Genomic DNA, 18,515 nt, shown 5'->3' with positions numbered 1-18,515 from the left:
GTCAGTAATCTTAAACATAAAAAAAGGTAGAAAAATCTACCCTTTCAATTACTGGGGCGCTAGGATTCGAACCTAGGGATGGCGGGACCAAAACCCGCTGCCTTACCACTTGGCGACGCCCCATCGCTTCACCTCTGTTAATATAGCAGTCCGAGGTGGGTGAGTGTCAAGTGTTTTGCTGGGAAATTTTGGAAAAACCAGGACTGACAGACCAAGATAGTCGTGTTAAGAATGGGTGTAAGGGCTTCGCTATGAGCATCAGCCGAACGGCGTAGGAGGGTGTAAGGGTTTAATATTTTTTATTCACCCACCTACACACAAACTTCCATCCCCTTTGTCTCCCTTGTCTCCCTTGTCTGTTTCGTTCACTAAGTCCCATTTCCTCTTACTTCACTCTGTCTTCTAGAGGAAAACTGTACCAGTTATACCAGTGACGAACTGCTAACCACACTGCTGACAACAAAGCTGCTCCACTTAAAGTTAAACCACTAAATGGAACTAACAATCCAAACACAGGTAACACCGCCCCAGCAATCGAACAGATAATAACTGCAATAGCAGCGATCCGGTTTGAGCCTAATCCCCAACTTAACGTGAGGAAAATCAGGGAAATCATTGTCCAGGCTAGTTCAGGATTCATGAAGCGAGCTAGGTAAGTCAAGGTTAAAATGCAGGCAAAGAACATCCCAGATGCGATCGCCACATTTTTCAAGCTCATGGGTACTGATAAATATAACAGCAAGATCCACCAGAGAAATATTGCTGGTGCTAATAATAACAACCTGGGTATAATCCCCGTATTACGGATAGGTGCAGTGTTGGTAAAAACGCCAAAGGGATTTTTTACCGAAACATTGTCATTGAATATCCAACTATACTGAGTGCTACGACCATCAGCTTTAATTTCATTAGGTACAATCCCACTGGCAAATTCCACAGGTGCAAAATTCGCCGTTGCTGTCAGGCGGAAATTAGTCAGCATTTGTCCCGTAGCATTGTAAACCCAGCGCGGCCCACTTTGAGCTTGATAGCTAACGCGAAAGTTAGCAGTTTCTCCTGGTGACAAACGAAAGGGAAAGGCGTAGTCTCCAGGGTTAGGCGGTTCCAGTCGAGTCCCAGAACGTTCGACTTTGTAGTTAGCCAGCAGTGAATAGCCGTCGGGTGGTGGTGCTTCAAAGAAAAAACTTTGATTATCTTTGAGTCGATTGACGACTTTATAATCCGCACTGTAATCTATGCGATAAACGGCGCTACGACCTTGCACATCTGTGTTCTGCTCAAGTTTGACTTGAATCTGCGAGCCTGCCAAGGCCAGAAACCGGGTAACTTCCCTTGTATCATTGACCTTGACGATTTTGCCGTTGACTTGGTTGTTATAGGTGAATGGCTCTTGAATTACATAGCGGATTTGGGGTGCAACTTGTTCTAATTTATCCCCATCCACTGTTTGAGCAACTTGCACAACCTTGGCTTGTTCCCAGTGATGATAGCGATTACCTAAAGTTGAACAAAGAAAAAATCCGACTACCAATAGAACTAATACCAAGGTGAGGTGCTGTAATCCCCGTAAAATTTGGGAGTAATGCACCACCCACTGATCAAGAAAAATTACATTTTCTTGCTGATGGCGACGCAAGGCGAAACTCATAAGTGCGATCGCAATACCCAAAGCTATCACTAAAAAAACTAATAAAATTGATGCTTTGAGCAGTTGGTCGCCAAACTGGAGTAGTTCTATTGGATGAGTCAGATCAGGTAATCCAGGAATACCCTGATTAGAAGATGACATTGATATTTTTATTACAGAATTTGAAACCTCAGACTGATGAAATCTCGGAAAAGTTTCATATTATGGATGCTTACTGATTACCTTCTTTACTGGCGCTTTGACAAACAATCTCCATCGAATTAGCTTCGGGAGTTCCAGGTTGGGGTGTAATTTCTTGCTTAGTGGGTTTTTCACTAACTAACTGACCGTCTGCACTATAGTTAGCAGCAGTTTCAGAAAACAAGCGTCCCTCAGCACAAGACGCACGAAAAGTAGTTTTTGTTACACCATTACCTTGTTTTTGTAAAATCGTGTATTCACTTCCTTGCACTGATCCTGCATCTAAAATAATTGGATTACCATCATTATCAGAGCCTACTTGTATATGAAACGCTAACTGGGTATCAGTAGTTTGAGCAATAGCTGTATTACCTACTAACAATGTCATTGCTACTACAACGCCACCAAAGCTCTTTAAAAACATAGGCTGTAAATTTGTTGAACTATATATTCTTTTTTATTCACATTTACTTGATTTTTGGTGCGGTAAAATCACTGGAAAATTTGCTTATATAAATCTATTTATATGCAAAACCGCGCTATTTTTAGCAGTAAAATTGACTTTTTGATACATCTGAAATCAAGCCAAATTAAGTCTTTTTACGCAGTATTTCACATAATAAAAAAACCGTAGGGGAACTGCTACGGTTTTCTATGTAGATTACTGAACTCTAACCCTATTTGAAAAGCTGATATCTTACAACTTCAGCTCTTTACCTAATCTCTAATCTCTTGGGAAACAGTTTAACTGCTTTAGATTCATTCGTCATCACAGTCTTTACAAACGGAGTTTAGTGAAAATTTCATCAATGACTACCGTGAATTTGTATTGATTGTGTGAACTTTATGTGTTTATGTTAAGACTGATTTAAGTATTAATACTAGCTGTTATTGATTTAAGTATACTGACTTAAGTATTTTTTTTATAAAAAAGTTATCTTAAACACAAGGCTATTTACGAAAAAAATCAGTGAGCAACTATTAAAAAAGATTCATAAGTAATACCATTTCACGAAAATCTTGATACAAATTCATTGGGTTTTAATTCTTTCCCTCCTGCACCCATACCTCTTTTAACCTAGACCATGAAAAAACCCCGCCAAGTTGCCGGGGTAATAGCTGCGATAATTTTTGGGGTAGTTTGATTATTTAAGCTACCAAGTACACAGCAATGCGATCGCAGAAAATTAGACCTTGGCTTCCAAAGACTTGAGTAATTCAGTATTCACACCAGATTCACGAGTCAGGGAGATTTTACCAGTTCGGGCTATTTCCTTGAGACCAAATTTTTGTAGCACTTGGACAATTGCTACCATTTTTCCAGGGTCTCCCACCACTTCTAAAGTGAGGGAATCTTCGGCGACATCTACAACTCGCGCTCGGAAAATCTGAGCCAGTTCAATGACTTCAGAACGGTTGCTGCTACTAGCATTCACCTTCAAAAGCATCAACTCTCGCTCTACACAAGGAGTTTCCGTAATATCCTGAACTTTGAGGACGTTGACCAGCTTATATAGTTGCTTGGTGATCTGCTCGATTATGCGATCGTCACCAGCGACAACCATTGTAATGCGGGAGACTCCTCCCTGTTCAGCTTGGCCAACAGCAAGGCTTTCTATGTTATAGCCACGGCGGGCAAACAAACTAGAAATGCGGGAAAGAACACCCGCTTCGTCTTCTACCAGAACAGAAAGGGTATGTTTCATCTTTGCCAACACAGGCTCAGGTAGCATTATGACTAACGCAAACACTAGCTAATGGCTACCCTACACGTACTGTTAAATTAAATGTTTTGATAAGTGTGATTTTCTATTTTAAACTTATACCTGCACTCACTACACGTTCTACACAGAAGTTTTCGGCAAATCATACCCAAAGTGGCAAGCCTGAGCAAGACAAATCTTTTTCTTGACAGATGAAGATGATGAACAAAACCCTTTATCTTCATAATGTTATGGAATGTTCATCGGAGATTAGTATTTATGGGTTGGTTACAAAGATTATTTGGCTTAGAAAAGCCACAAAATGCCCAAGTGAATCCAGCGCCGCAGCCAGTACCACAGGCGGCTAATGCTGTACCAACAGCCACTCAATCTATCCCTCCAGAACGGATTGGTTTGAATGGGGAATATGACCAAAGTGGTTTAGCCAAGCGTGTCGCCTTAGCATTTGATCAAGACAAGCAGCTTGATGATATCAATACCCTTTGGGTGGCTCAGACTGGTGGTACTGTGGTTCTCAAAGGCAAAGTTCCGAGCCAAGAGATTCTGAATAAAATGGTTTCTGTAGCTCGTGCGGTGAATGGAGCCACAAACGTGGACACGACACAAGTACAAATTGGCTAAATATGCTGCCTGGATTTTATGGCTGGCGATCGCCAAAACAGCGAGTCATCCAATCTAAAATGACTTGGTTGACTTGTTCGGGACACTCATCATGGGGACAATGCCCGACATTTTCTAAATTGAGTAGTTCTAGTTTTTCGTTGTATTGAGCAAATTGACTAGCCAATATAGGCGGTACAAATCGGTCTTTTTGTCCCCAAATTAACAGCATTGGAATTGTTAATGTTGGCAATACAGCTTTGACACTCGGACTAAAATTCACACCGATCGCCGCTTTAAATAAGGCACTAAAAGCCCGCGCCGAACCTCTATCTTGGGGAGGCCCTGCCAAAATTTCGATTAGTTCATCGGTAATGGCTTCGGGATTTGCATAAGCCAAACTCGCCCAGCGCCGCAAGACGCTGGGTTGACGCACAAACTTAAAGACTGGCTGCAATATCAATGGGGAAGCCACAAGATTTTTGATGGTTTTGACAACTGGTCGCAAAATCGGGGGTATGGCTTCTTGTTCTAATGATGGATCAGGTAAACTCATCATCACGATTCCCTTGACCATATCAGGATGCGCCGCCGCCGCCGCCAAAGAAATTAATGAACCATTAGAATTACCTATCAATACAGCAGGTTGTCTGATAAATGCTTGCCAAAACTCATACACCTGCTCAACCCAGAGTTCGATGCTGTAGTTAGCTGGGGCTTTTTCGGAAGCGCCAAAACCTAGCATATCTAAAGCATAAACTGTATGAGATTCACCTAAAATTTCTAAGTTATGTCGCCAATGACCAATGGAAGCTCCAAATCCATGTAGCAAAATCAAAGGCGTTGAATTAAGGTTAGTGTCACGAGGACGGATGTAGGTATAACGTGTTTGCCAACCTCGCCAAACCCAATCTCGTTGATTACCAACTCGTTGCTGCCAGTGTATCGCTGTTGTCAAGTTTACCTCCATTGATGTTAGGGAGTGGGGAGTAGGGAGTGGGGAGTAGGGAGTAGGGAGTGGGGAGTGGGGAGTGGAGGGGTGTAAGGGTATAAGGATTGATGGGACAACTGTATTTATTAAGCCATGCTCTAGCCTCTAGCCTCTAGCCCCTACTCCCTCACTCTAGCAAATGTATATTTATACCAATTTGTCAATAATCGAAAAAATAATTGTTAAAATGGATAACACTTCGCTTGATTGTGTAATTTAAGTTAACTATTGCAGAGAAATTCTCTTCATTATGAGTAGAATGACAAATACAGCCATTAGTAACTAGGCTATAGGTTAGTTACTACCCAAGACCCGTTGTTAAGTCCTCAGTTATTTTAAGTATTGTGCTTCTGAGGCATACCAAGCAAAACCAAACCACATTCTAAAAAGAGAGCTTCCAAAAATCATAATGCCTGTGATTGAGAAAAAAAGAACTCGCGATCTGCCCCAAATCAACGAAAGAATCCGCTTCCCTAAAATTAGAGTCATCGATACTGATGGCTCCCAATTAGGAATTATCACTCCTCAGGAAGCACTGCAATTAGCTGAAGAAAAAGAGCTAGATTTAGTGCTGCTCAGTGATAAGGCCGACCCGCCAGTTTGCCGAATTATGGACTACGGGAAATACAAGTTTGAACAAGAGAAGAAGGCGCGGGAAGCCCGGAAGAAGCAGCACACGGCCGATGTCAAGGAAGTCAAGATGCGCTACAAAATTGAGGAACACGACTACAACGTGCGTGTGAAACAAGCAGAGCGTTTCTTGAAGGACGGTGATAAAGTTAAAGCGACTGTCATGTTTCGGGGTCGGGAAATTCAACACAGTGACTTAGCAGAAGATTTACTCAAACGTATGGCGACAGACCTAGAACCCTTTGGTGAAGTGCAACAAGCACCGAAAAAAGAGGGGAGAAATATGATGATGCTGATTTCGCCGAAAAAGTAACCTTTGACTTTGCGAAACACAACGGACAATTAACTGCTGAAAACAGCATAAAGACCTAAAGGTCAAATAAGTTTATCAAAAATTGATAGTCCTGAGAGCTGAGTGGGAAACATAATACTCAGTTGCTCAGGACTCTTGCTTTTTAAGTGCTGAGTGCTGAGTGCAATTTTTAATTGAATTGTTGCAGGGTGATATCAGAAAACTAAACTGCATGGAACTGAAAAACTACTCGTTGGTTGTCAATAAAGGTGTTGTTTCACGACTGCTACAGTGGGTAAATCTGCGGCCGGAGGAAGGCGAACGGACTTTGATCATGTTTGCCTTTTACACAACTGTATCTATTGGGTTGCGATGGGCTGAGGATAGTACGGTTGCACTGTTTTTAGATCAATATGGTGCGGGGCCGTTACCTTGGATGTACATTGCTAGTGCGGCGATGGGTGCAGGGTTAGTTTTTGTTTATTCTTGGTTACAAAAGATTTTTCCCTTGCGCTGGGTGGTAGTGGCGATCGCACCTTGTATGGTTGTGCCACTAACGCTCTTGGTATTATTGCGTGAAGGATTACATCTTTCATACCTAGCAGTAATTTTGGTGTTCATCCTGCGACTGTGGGTCGATGCTCTTTATGTAGTCAACGACCTTAACACCTCTATTGTTGCTAATCAAATTTTCAATATCCGCGAAATTAAACGTACTTACCCGCTAGTTAGCAGTGGCTTATTAGTAGCGGATGTGATGAGTGGCTTTAGTTTGCCGTGGATTTTGCAATTCATCAAACTAGAGAAAGTCATCCTGATTGCTTGTGCATTGATTGTTTTAGGGTCAGCTATCTTAGCTTATTTAAGTAATCAATATCGCGCCGCCTTTCCTGATGCGCCCCAACGTCAAGTTCCCCATGAACAGGCTTCTCGATATCGGCGGATTCAAGCGCCTCTACGCCGCTACACATGGCAGTTATTTGCCTTTGTGGGGCTGTTGCAAGTTATAGGATTGTTGGTTGACTTTCAATATCTCCGCGAACTGAAATCTAATTTAGGCGATCGCGACCTGGCGAGTTTTTTAGGTCTATTTGGCGGAATCGTCGGTTTGTGTGAGTTAGCTACTCAATGGTTTGTTTCCAGCCGCCTGATTGAAAGAATTGGTGTATTTTTCACCGCCGCCCTGTTACCAATTAGTGTTGGTTTCGTTGTTCCTAGTGCGATCGCTTTATTAAATTTATTCCCGGCTTTGCATTCCTATGGCATTTTCTGGGGATTGGTGGGGTTAAAATTCTGCGATGAACTGCTGCGCTACACCTTTGTTGTCAGTAGTGGGCCAGTATTATACCAACCCATCCCCGAACGCCTACGCAGCCACGCACAAGCCTTATCGGGTGGAACAGCCGAAGCAATTGCGACAGGTGGGGCGGGATTACTGATTTTGGCGACTTTGTTTGTATGTAATCGATTTGTTCCCCCTGGATTACAAGAATGGGTGTTTGTCGGCGAAACAGTATTGGCGGCTGCTACTTGTTTAAGGGTAGTTTGGGTACTGCGATCGCGTTATGTTGATTTGTTAGTTTTAAGTGCAGAACGGGGAGAACTCAGTGCTTCTAATGTTGGTTTACGTGTCTTTAAACAAGGGGTAGTCAAAGCTTTAGGCGAAAAAGGCAGTACCACAGATAAACATTCTTGTATTGAACTTTTAGCACAAATTGATCCACATGGAGCCGCCGAAGTTTTAGCTCCACTGCTGTTAAAGTTACCGCCAGAATTGCAGCGCCAAAGTTTGGAAGTCATGTTTATTGGTGGGGCGAATCCTGCTTATGCTGGGGATGTGCGGTTGGTAATTGAACAACCCCCAGAAAAAATTGATCCAGAAGTGCTGGCTTTGGCGTTGCGTTATGTGTGGCTGGCGGAAGACAATCCTAACTTGAGTCAATTAGAAGAATATTTACAGGCGCGACACCATTCTTTAATTCGCGCCACCGCCGCCGCTTTAATCTTGCGTCAGGGAACGCCAATTCAAAAGGTAGCAGCCACCAAAACACTGCAAAGAATGTTGACCCATAAACAAGAAAGAGAACGCATTAATGGAGTCAAAGCCCTCAGAGAAACAATATACCTCCAAGCCTTGCGGATTCATATCCCGAATTTATTGCAGGATGAATCTTTGCGGGTGCGCTGTGCTGTGTTGGAAATGATTGCAGCCACTCGCTTAGAAGATTACTATTCTGCTTTAATTGCCGCACTCTACTATAAATCAACTCGCACCACGGCGATGCGTGCCTTAGCCAAACTGGAAAATGATGCTTTGGATATGCTGTTGCAGTTGGCTACGGATACTTATAAGCCAGAAATAGTACGGATGTATGCGTGGCGAACCATTGCCCAAATTCCCACCCTACAAGCAACAGAAGTTCTCTGGTTACATTTAGAAAAATCTTGGGGTGCGACGAGATATCAAATTTTGCGTAGTTTACTCAAAGTCCAAAAACAACCAGAAACTAACAGCAGAGTAGACCGTTTTTATCAAACGCGAGTTGAAACTTTAATTGACCAAGAGTTGAAGTTTTTAGGAGAAATTTACGCCGCGTATTTGGACTTACAAAAACCACAAACTCTCGATAATTATGACACATCCCAAAGAGCCGCCATTGTTTGTGATTTATTACAAAAAGCGTTGTTAGAACTAGAAATTGATGGACGAGAACGGTTACTGTTGCTGTTAAAATTGCTTTATTCAGCAGAAAAAATGCAAGCCGCCGCCTTTAATTTAAGGTCTAATTCTGGGGTGAATATTGCAAGGGGTTTAGAAATTTTAGAGCATACAGTGACACTGCCCGTCAAATCTTTGTTGTTGAATATTTTAGATAAGCGATCGCACCAAGAAAAACTGCATTATCTCGTAGAAGCCGAATTGGTAAAATATGAGCCAATGCCAGTCAGTGAAAGATTGCGGAGAATGCTAAGTTTAGATAATTTCCTATCTGATTGGTGTTTTGCCTGCTGTTTGCATCTGGCGCAAGTTAGCCGCATCCGTTTAACTAGTCACGAAATTTTACTAGCTTTACGTCATCCTACAGGCTTTGTAAGAGAAGCTGCGATCGCATATTTAAATGTAGTTTCCCATCGCGTGCTTTTAGAACTCCTGCCAAAATTACAACAAGATACACATCCATTAGTAGCCACTCAAGTCAAAGAATTAATGAAAAAATACGCGACTCGTCGTCCTTCTACTAGTCACAAGGATGCGACTGTAACTAAAAACTGAGCAATTTGCGTGACAATATAATTAGTCTGCATGATGCGCCAGCTTACAAAGCCGAATCAAAAATTTGTTGTGCTGTCAATTTGAGTTGGGGGAATAAAGGCGAGATAATCACATCATCTCCCCTAAACACAGTCATTTGATAATCTCCATCAACTAAATTACAAATGGTGATAGTTTGTTGTTTAGGATTACCAGTAAATCTTTTGCCACCGAGTGCAGCATAGTCCACAATCCAATACTCAGGAATTCCCATTTCTTCGTAATCTCTGAACTTGTCGTAGTAGTCATCTCGCCAATTGCTGCTAACGACTTCGATAACAATTGGTACAGATGCAGCTTGAATCACAGTCGATTGCTTGCTCCACAGTGGTTCATTCACAAGATTGTCGTGATTTAATACTAAAATGTCGGGAGAATAGGTTGAGTTATTGCCCTCAATTTTGATCAAGGCAGTTTTGGGAATGCGAAACGGAAGTCCCAGTTGTAAAAACTGAAAAGTAATCTGTGCTGCCAAAAATCCAACAACATTTTCGTGTTCACCAGTTGGGGGCGGCATTTCAACAATAACTCCTTGATGTAGTTCATATTGCACCCCGTTTGAGGGATACCAATCAATAAATTGTTCAAAAGTTGCTAACTTGGGTAGGGTTTGAGTCATAATTCCCACTTCCACATATATTTGACTTTATCATCGCTACTGCGAGATGGTGCCGCAAGATAAAAACTAGCTAACCCTCCAAATACAGCAAAATCTGGGGATCTATCGCTGCAAGTTTTTATTGATAGAATCGCTATGGTGATATTTCAATCTATCTCAGCCTGATGAAAAGCGATCGCACACAAAACCCACAAACTTCTGTTCAACGTCCTGAACTACTTGCGCCAGCAGGTAACTGGGAATGTGCTAAGGCTGCTGTTGAAAATGGGGCTGATGCGATTTATTTTGGTTTGGATAGATTTAACGCCAGAATGCGGGCGCAAAATTTTACTGAAGCTGATTTACCGCAATTAATGAAGTTTCTGCACCTGCGGGGTGTGAAGGGCTATGTTACTGTAAATACTCTCATCTTTCCGCAAGAATTAGCCAAGGCACAACAATATCTCCGTACAATTATTGCGGCTGGGGTAGATGCGGTAATTGTGCAGGATGTCGGCATTTGCCGTCTAATTCGTCACCTCTCACCAGATTTTCCTATCCATGCTTCCACACAGATGACTATCACTAGTGCGGCTGGGGTGGAATTTGCTAAATCTCTCGGCTGTCAGTTGGTAGTGCTGGCGCGGGAATGTTCGATTAAAGAAATTCAGAAAATTCAGCAAGCCACCACTTTACCATTAGAAGTTTTTGTTCACGGTGCTTTGTGTGTTGCCTATTCTGGTCAGTGTTTGACGAGTGAAGCTTTGGGTGGACGTTCGGCAAATCGGGGTGAATGCGCCCAAGCTTGTCGGATGCCATACAATTTAATCGTTGATGGCGAAATTGTTGATTTACAAGAACGCAAATATTTACTCAGTCCCCAAGATTTGGCAGGGTTAGATGTATTACCAGATTTGGTGAAGGCTGGGGTAACTAGTCTCAAGATTGAAGGGCGGTTGAAAGCCCCGGAATATGTTGCAAATGTCACCCGCGTTTATCGAGAAGCTTTAGATAAGGTGATGGCGGAGTTGGAAAGACCTAACCCCCTAACCCCCTTCCATACTAGGGAAGGGGGAATTAAAACTACTTCAGAAAAAGGTCAAACACAAGAACAATACAACTTAGAAATGGCGTTTTCCCGTGGACTATATACTGGCTGGTTTAAGGGAATTAATAATCAAGAATTAGTTCATGCGCGGTTTGGGAAAAAGCGCGGGGTTTATTTGGGTGAAGTTACTCGCATTCGTAACGAACAAGTAACGATTAAGTTAGAAGCACCAGTCAAACCAGGAGATGGAATTGTATTTGACTGCGGTCATCCAGAGGCGAAGGAAGAAGGCGGTCGGGTTTACACGGTGACACCCAAAGGTCAGGAAGTTATACTCACTTTTGGCAAAGATAGCCTTAACTTCCGGCGGGTACATATCGGTGATAAGGTGTGGAAAACCAGCGACCCAGAATTGGATAAACAACTGCGTCAAAGTTTTGCTGGTGAAAACCCACAATTTCAGCGTCCGATATCGTTGGAAATTTATGGCGAAGTTGGGCAATTATTGATGGCGATCGCCCGCGATGAACTTGGTAATATCGTACAAGTAGAATCTGCGATCGCACTAGTGGAGGCACACACTAAACCTTTAGACACAGACCGTTTGCGGGAACAGTTCGGTCGTTTGGGTAACACCCCCTTTTCTCTGGGAACTTTAACTAATCATCTCCAGGGCGCTGTTATGGTTCCCGTGAGTGAGTTAAACCGGATGCGTCGAGAAATTGTCGCCCAGTTAGAAGAGTTACGCAGTCAACCCAAACCCTGGGAATTACGTCCGGATGTATCTTTACAAGACTTACTTCCGGCTGTCTCTCCCCCATCTCCCACATCTCCCGCACTCATAGTTCTAGTCCGCAACCTCAAGCAACTCCAAGCCGCCTTGAATACTGGTGTGGAAACTCTCTACTGTGAATTTGAAGACCCCCGCACCTACCGCCAAGCCGTAGAACTAGTACATCAACACAGAACTTCCCCACTCCCCACGCCCTCCCCACTCCCCACTCCCCACTCCCCACTCCCTCAAATATGGGTTGCACCTCCCCGCATTACCAAACCTGGGGAAAACTGGATTTTACAACAAGTGCGGGCGGCAAATGCCGATGGTTATTTGGTGCGGAATTATGATCAGTTACAATTCTTTGGTGCAGATAGATGCGTTGGCGATTTCTCACTCAACGTTGCCAACCCTTTAACAGCAGATTATTATCAGCAGCACTTTGGTTTAGAAAGACTAACTGCATCCTACGATTTAAATATTCATCAATTAGAAGACTTACTGAGCAGTTGTCCACCGCAATGGTTTGAGGTGACAATTCACCAGCGTATACCAATGTTTCACATGGAACATTGTGTTTTTTGTGCCTTTCTTTCTGAAGGTACTGATTATACCAACTGTGGCAGACCTTGTGAGCAACATGAAGTCAAATTACGCGACCGCGTTGGTAGTGAACATATCCTCCAAGCTGATGCCGGTTGTCGAAACACCGTATTTAATGGTACAGCCCAAACTGGAGCCGAATACGTACAGCGTCTGATAGAACTGGGTTTACGCCACTTCCGCATTGAGTTTGTCAATGAAACACCAGAACAAGTGACAAAAACTATACAGCGTTACCGTCAGCTACTCCAAGGCGAAATTTCCGGTTCCCAACTTTGGCGAGAGTTGCAATTACAAAATCAGTTGGGTGTCACTCGTGGCCCCTTGGGTTTATCTCCAGTCGGCGGCGGTAGGAAGTTGTAACTTTCTCATACAATATCAGCAATTGCATCTGGTAGTTGCTGGTTTAGCCGTCGTAGAGGTTGATACAAATAACCAAAAGCGATCGCTATCATATTCAAAATTCCGACGACAACAAACAAAAAAGCAATACCATATCCTCGACCGACACCAATCAACTTGCCAACACTTCCAGCTAATAAACCATGAGGGGCAAGTAATGGCTCGAAAACTCCATCTACTAAAGGCCCTGCAATTAAATAAGCAAGCGGTAGTGATGCGAAAGCCAGCATACTTCGCACGGCAAACACACGCCCCTGGACAGTGGGTGCAACTTTTCTCTGCCAGATGGCCTGGTCACAGCCATTAATCATCGACACCCCAAAATAGTAGATGAAAGCAGCTGCAAAGAAAACCGGCACAGCAGGTCTCAGCCCTGCAAGTATGATGGACAATGCACCTGATAGGCTAAAACCAAACACACCAAGGATGCGGTTTTTCGGGCCTCCCCAAACGCTCATCACCAAACCACCAACCAGCATCCCGCTTCCACCAATAGATAGCACTGTACCCAATACATTAGCAGTGGCAAATGCTAATACCAGTGGTGTAACTAGTACGCTGACAACTCCCGTTAAGAAATTAATCACAGCAAAAAAAATCAATAATCCCAGAAGTCCAGGACGTGCGGTGATGTATGTCCACCCATAGGTGAACTCCTGCAAGCGCCAACTTTTCTTGACTTCATTGTCTGTGGTTGTTTTCGGTTCAGGAAATCGAACAACTAAAAGCGTCACTAGGGAAACGAGAAAAGTAACGCAGTCAATCAAGATTACGCCTTGAATCTGAATAGTTACAACCAACACACCTGCTAACATCGGTGCAAGTAGCCGTGAAGTTGCTTCTGCTAGTTGCACCATACCACTGGCTCGACCAAGATGTTGCTTGGGGACAAGCATTGTAGTTGCAGCCGCATAAGCAGGCCACTGAAAGGCGTTAAAGATGGAACTGATTGCTACAGCTAGGTAAATGTGCCAAATTTCCAGCTTACCAATTACCAGCAACAGCGCGATCGCTAGGGTACTCGCTCCGGCTCCCACATCACTCAATATCATACAATTACGCCGATTCCAGCGATCTACCAGCACACCAACCAAGGGTGACAACAAAATACTTGGCAATATTGTGAACAAATAAATCAGAGCAAATTGCGTGACTGACCCCGTATTTTGGTATACCCAAACACCTAAAGCAAATTGAGTCAGCCCAGAGCCAATCAATGAGACAAGTTGCCCAAACCAAATCAGGGTAAATATTCGCATTCTAGAGATGTGGGTGATTCAGGAAACCTTGATGAGTAAAGTAAGAGAAGTAGTTTTTCAGAAGTTCGTCATCGATCGCCGGACAGACAATAGAAGTATCTGCCAGTTTATCAAGGGTGTTTTGGCAATCGAACTGTACCATTTTTGTGTTGACTCTATTTTCTGGAAACAAAGGTAAAAGGGCATACAAGGTTGGATCTGAAGAATGTTTTGCAGCCGTGATCAATTCTTGTCGCCATTGTTCATAAGTCACTAACCGCAGTGGATAGCCATAAGAACATACCCAATCGATCAGTTCTTGCAGTTTAATTGGTTGGGGATTAAGTAAATGAAAAACTTCACCAATTGATTCTTTTTGCTGAGATAAATAAACGATCGCCTGACTTACATAGTCTACAGGAGTCATATCCACGAAACCAGTAATTTCCGGCACACTACCAAGCTGGATACAGCATTTAATCATATTGAACATAAAATCACTTGTATTCCAGATGCCTGTTTTGCTGTTTCCTGTGATTCTTCCTAGTCTGTGGATAGTCACAGGTAGTCCCCTCGAAAGTGCGATCGCTACTAATTTTTCTGCTACCCATTTACTCTGAGCATAGCCACCTTCGAGGATTTCTCCCTGTTCCCAATAGTCTTGTTCTCGAAATACTTGCACTTCAGAATCGCTTTGTGAGGGAAACACAGAAAGGGTAGAAACATAATGCACTGGTTTAATTTTAATGAGACTTGCTAATCTCAAAACTTCCTGGGTTCCGAGAACATTAGCTGCCTTTAGCTGCTCGTATGGATGAATAAAATTAACTAAAGCACCATTGTGATAAATCACATCTATATTATTTGCCAATAGCAAAAACTCTTCCTGAGCCAGTCCAAAAAATGACTCAGATAAATCTCCCACAATCGGAATAATTCTAGAACTAAAATTTTCCTGCCAAAGTGAATATATTTCCAAGTTTTGGCAGAGCTTGTTTTTACCTGATTCAGCATCCTTAGAACGTACCAAACAATAAATATCTGCTGAAGTTTTTTGCAGCAGTTCAGCAAGTAAAAAAGCTCCTAAAAAACCTGTTGCTCCTGTTAATAAAATCCTAGCTGGTTCGGTTGTATAATTTCTGGGGAGAGATTCAGGAAAAATTGTGCGATCGAGAACAGCTTCGGCTTGCAGATCCACAACATTTTCCCGAACAATAGTATTAGAACCACCTGTTGTTTGCAGCATCTCAATACTTTCGGCAAGACTGGCTACAGTCAGCATTTCAAATAGACTACGCAAGGGTAACTCTACTTGAAAAGTTTCTCGTACTCGAAAAATCATCTGAGTCAGCAGTAAAGAATGACCACCCAATTCAAAAAAGTTATCATTAATACCAACTTTTTCCCGAACTAGTAACTCAGCCCAAATTGCCGTTAATTTCTCCTCAGTTGATGTCCGTGGCGCTAAGTAAATTGTGTCGTCATTATATGGATTTTCGTTAGCTATTGATAACGCTTTCCGGTCTACTTTGCCATTAGGAGTAAGTGGTAGTGACTCCAACATGACAAAGAATTTTGGCAGCATATATTCTGGCAACCTATCCCTGAGAAAGCGACGTAATTCACGGCTATTGGGAACTGAATTTTGCTTGGGAACCACATAAGCTACTAAGTATTGGTCGCCTGTAGCATTTTGTTGCGCGATGACTACAACTTCCTTAATTTCTGAATGTTGAGTCAGCATCACTTCAATTTCGCCAAGCTCGATGCGAAAGCCGCGAATCTTCACTTGCTGATCAATCCGACCGAGAAATTCAATGTTACCGTTTGGAAGATAACGCCCTAAATCTCCAGTTTTGTATAGACTTTCTGATGCTAATTTTGAATTTTTAAAAGGGTTAGGAATAAATTTTTCTTCAGTTAAGTCTGGACGATTTAAGTAACCTCTGGCTAAACCAGCACCGCCAATATAAATTTCCCCCTGAATGCCAATGGGAACAGGATGTAAGTTGTTATCTAGGACGTATATTTGAACATTATTAATAGGCTTACCAATAGGCACTCTTGATAATATACTTTCTGACGAAAATCGAGCTTTTGGTAACTTGTAAATTGTTGCCACTACAGTTGACTCTGTAGGCCCATATCCGTTGTATAACTGCGGGTAATCACCCACATATTCTTGCCACATTTTTACTTGTTCTAGTAGTGCCTGTTCTCCGCCAATAATGACTAAACGCAATGATTCAGGTAGTTTGAGTTTTGCCGTCGTTAATTCAAAAGTCAAATGATGCCAATATGCTGTAGGTAAATCTAATACTCTAATTTTCCATGCTTGACATTGTTTGAGAAAATTCGGGATATCAATTAACATCTGTTCATTACGTAGCACCAGTTTGCCACCACAGATGAGGCAAGGATAAATTTCTTCGACTGCTGTATCAAAGCTAATAGAGGCAAACTGTAGAATACTGTCAGACTGGGTAAACCCATATTCAACAATTGCCGCCAGAGTGAAATTCACTAAAGACTGATGTTGAATCATCACTCCTTTTGGTTTGCCTGTAGAACCTGATGTATAGATGATATATGCCAGATTTTTTGGTGTCGCACTACTTATGAAATTCTCTTCACTTTCAAGCGCAATTACTTGCCAATCAGTATCCAAGCAAACTATGTGCATTCCAGCAAACTCTTGTTTTACCAACAAATCACTCTGAGTTAAGAGGACTGATACTTGTGAATCTGATAACATCCAAGTTAATCGCTCTTGGGGATAGGTGGGATCTAAGGGTACATAAGCACCTCCAGCTTTGAGAATGCCTAATAACCCGATAATCATGGAAAGCGATCGCTCGACACAAATACCCACCAGCACTTCTGGTTTCACACCAAGGGAATGTAAGTAACGTGCTAACTGATTTGCCTTGGCGTTTAGTTGTCGATATGTTAATTTCTGCTCTCCAAAGATGACTGCAACAGCATCCGGTGTTTGCGCTACTTGAGCTTCAAACAACTCATGAATACACAAATCTGGCAAATTTTCTGTTTTTTTGCTGTTCCACTTTACCAATAAAGTCTGCAATTCTGTTTCTGTCAAAATTGGCAAGTCCCTGAGACTCTGGTCAGGATTAACCACAATACTTGTCAACAAAGTTTGCAAATGCCCGACCATTCTCTTAATTGTGGCTGCTTCAAACAAATCAGTGTTGTATTCTAAATTCCCAATTAGTCCTTGCGGTGTATCTGTCATCGATAAAGACAAATCAACCTTAGCTGTCTTGCTCTCCACTATCACAGGATTCAAAATCAGTTCTGGCAACTCCAAGGGTGGCATCGGGGCGTTTTGCAGGACAAACATCACCTGGAAAAGTGGCGTATGGCTAAGACTGCGTTCTGGCTGTATTTCTTCTACCAGCTTCTCGAAGGGCAAGTCTTGATGGTCAAATGCCCCGGAAGTGACTTTTTGTACTCTTAAAAGCAACTGCCGAAAACTAGGGTTATCCCCAAGGTAAGTACGTAAGACAAGCGTATTAACAAAAAACCCGATTAATCCTTCGATTTCCGGGCGGTTGCGGTTAGCAGTAGGTGAACCTACGATGATGTCCTCTTCTCCTGTATAGCGGAAGAGTAATGTTTTAAATGCTGCCAGCAGAGTCATAAACAAGGTAACTCCTACCTGCTGGCTAATGTGTTTGAGTGTCTGGGATAAATCAGCAGACAAAGAAAAAGACTCGGTTGCACCTTGAAAGTTCTGGACTGCTAACCTAGGGCGGTCTGTGGGCAGTTTTAAGACGGGTAAGGAACCTGCTAACTGTTGTTTCCAGTAATCTAAATGAGTTTGCAGTACCATCCCTTGCAACCACTCTCGTTGCCAGATAGCATAGTCAGCGTATTGTATGGGCAGTTCGGGAAGTGGTGCAGCAGTCCCAGTTGAAAAGGCTGTGTAGAGGGCTATTAATTCGCGGATGAAAACTCCCATCGACCAACCATCAAAGATGATGTGATGTAGGGTTAGCAACAGGAGATATTCATTTTCGCTTAATTGGAGCAAGGTAACACGCACTAACGAGTCCTGTGCTAAATCAAAAAAGTATTCTGCTTCCTTGGTAATTAGTTGCTGGACTTGGGCTGTACGGTCTATTTCTGAACATTGAGTCAGATTCACTACAGGTATAACTATACTTTGGCTTTTGGCAATGATTTGCACTGGATTTCCATCCACTGTGGTAAAGTTAGTACGCAAAATTTCGTGACGATTGATGATACTTTCTAAAGCCTGTTGTAAAGCTTCTACTTGCAAATTCCCAGTGATTCGTAAGCCATAAGGCAGGTTATATACTGAACTATTTGGTTCTAGCTGATGCAAAAACCACAGTCTTTGCTGGGCAAAAGATGTAGGAAAAATAAATAGTTTTTCTGTCATACTTAGATAGGAATAGAAGAATTAGGAAACGAACCACAAAGAGCGCA

11 protein-coding genes and 1 tRNA gene are annotated in these 18,515 nt (G+C 42.6%); 4 read left to right on the top strand and 8 right to left on the bottom strand.

The features are described 5' to 3' along the window. Window positions 1-51 precede the first annotated feature (51 nt). From H6G77_RS06810 to ilvN, 4 genes are all read right to left on the bottom strand, one after another. Window positions 52-123, bottom strand: a tRNA-Gln gene (locus tag H6G77_RS06810). Between the two features lie 262 nt (window positions 124-385). Then, a complete protein-coding gene (locus H6G77_RS06805) occupies window positions 386-1,789 on the bottom strand; it encodes a hypothetical protein (protein ID WP_190673570.1) in 1,404 nt (467 codons plus the stop codon). A 70-nt stretch (window positions 1,790-1,859) separates the two neighbouring features. Continuing rightward, window positions 1,860-2,252 (bottom strand): hypothetical protein, encoded by a 393-nt coding sequence (locus H6G77_RS06800; RefSeq protein ID WP_190590651.1) that lies wholly within the window; start codon window positions 2,250-2,252, stop codon window positions 1,860-1,862. A gap of 763 nt (window positions 2,253-3,015) precedes the next feature. After that, window positions 3,016-3,534, bottom strand: coding sequence for an acetolactate synthase small subunit (gene ilvN / locus H6G77_RS06795; RefSeq protein ID WP_190590652.1), 519 nt, complete (start codon window positions 3,532-3,534; stop codon window positions 3,016-3,018). A gap of 276 nt (window positions 3,535-3,810) precedes the next feature. Here ilvN and H6G77_RS06790 point away from each other — a divergent pair, with 276 nt between their 5' ends. Continuing rightward, window positions 3,811-4,173, top strand: coding sequence for a BON domain-containing protein (locus H6G77_RS06790; RefSeq protein ID WP_190871167.1), 363 nt, complete (start codon window positions 3,811-3,813; stop codon window positions 4,171-4,173). Between the two features lie 16 nt (window positions 4,174-4,189). Here H6G77_RS06790 and H6G77_RS06785 read toward each other — a convergent pair whose 3' ends face one another. Beyond that, window positions 4,190-5,110, bottom strand: coding sequence for an alpha/beta fold hydrolase (locus tag H6G77_RS06785; RefSeq protein WP_190590654.1), 921 nt, complete (start codon window positions 5,108-5,110; stop codon window positions 4,190-4,192). 442 nt (window positions 5,111-5,552) lie between these two features. Between H6G77_RS06785 and infC the strand changes: the two genes are divergently transcribed. Together infC and H6G77_RS06775 are read left to right on the top strand one after the other, a co-directional pair. Beyond that, entirely contained in the window at window positions 5,553-6,086 is a 534-nt protein-coding gene (gene infC / locus H6G77_RS06780) for a translation initiation factor IF-3 (RefSeq protein ID WP_015111888.1), read from the top strand. Between the two features lie 211 nt (window positions 6,087-6,297). Next, a complete protein-coding gene (locus H6G77_RS06775) occupies window positions 6,298-9,339 on the top strand; it encodes an MFS transporter (protein WP_190590655.1) in 3,042 nt (1,013 codons plus the stop codon). 43 nt (window positions 9,340-9,382) lie between these two features. Here the strand turns inward: H6G77_RS06775 and H6G77_RS06770 are convergent, their stop codons facing one another. Next, window positions 9,383-9,997: a Uma2 family endonuclease gene (locus H6G77_RS06770; RefSeq protein ID WP_190871166.1), complete on the bottom strand. Its 615-nt coding sequence runs from the start codon at window positions 9,995-9,997 to the stop codon at window positions 9,383-9,385. Between the two features lie 164 nt (window positions 9,998-10,161). On the opposite strand from H6G77_RS06770, the gene H6G77_RS06765 reads away from it, so the two are divergent. Beyond that, the gene (locus H6G77_RS06765) at window positions 10,162-12,765 is read left to right on the top strand and encodes a U32 family peptidase (RefSeq protein ID WP_190871165.1); all 2,604 of its coding nucleotides are present in this window, start codon (window positions 10,162-10,164) and stop codon (window positions 12,763-12,765) included. Window positions 12,766-12,770: 5 nt separating this feature from the next. Here the strand turns inward: H6G77_RS06765 and H6G77_RS06760 are convergent, their stop codons facing one another. Together H6G77_RS06760 and H6G77_RS06755 are read right to left on the bottom strand one after the other, a co-directional pair. Next, window positions 12,771-14,063: an MFS transporter gene (locus H6G77_RS06760; protein ID WP_190871164.1), complete on the bottom strand. Its 1,293-nt coding sequence runs from the start codon at window positions 14,061-14,063 to the stop codon at window positions 12,771-12,773. 1 nt (window position 14,064) lies between these two features. Continuing rightward, a complete protein-coding gene (locus tag H6G77_RS06755) occupies window positions 14,065-18,468 on the bottom strand; it encodes a non-ribosomal peptide synthetase (protein ID WP_190871163.1) in 4,404 nt (1,467 codons plus the stop codon). Between the last annotated feature and the right edge of the window lie 47 nt (window positions 18,469-18,515).

It is taken from the genome of Aulosira sp. FACHB-615 (assembly GCF_014698045.1).
Taxonomy (GTDB): domain Bacteria; phylum Cyanobacteriota; class Cyanobacteriia; order Cyanobacteriales; family Nostocaceae; genus Nostoc_B.
Note: the sequence above shows the minus strand (reverse complement) of the source record. Positions and strands in the feature narration are given on the sequence as shown.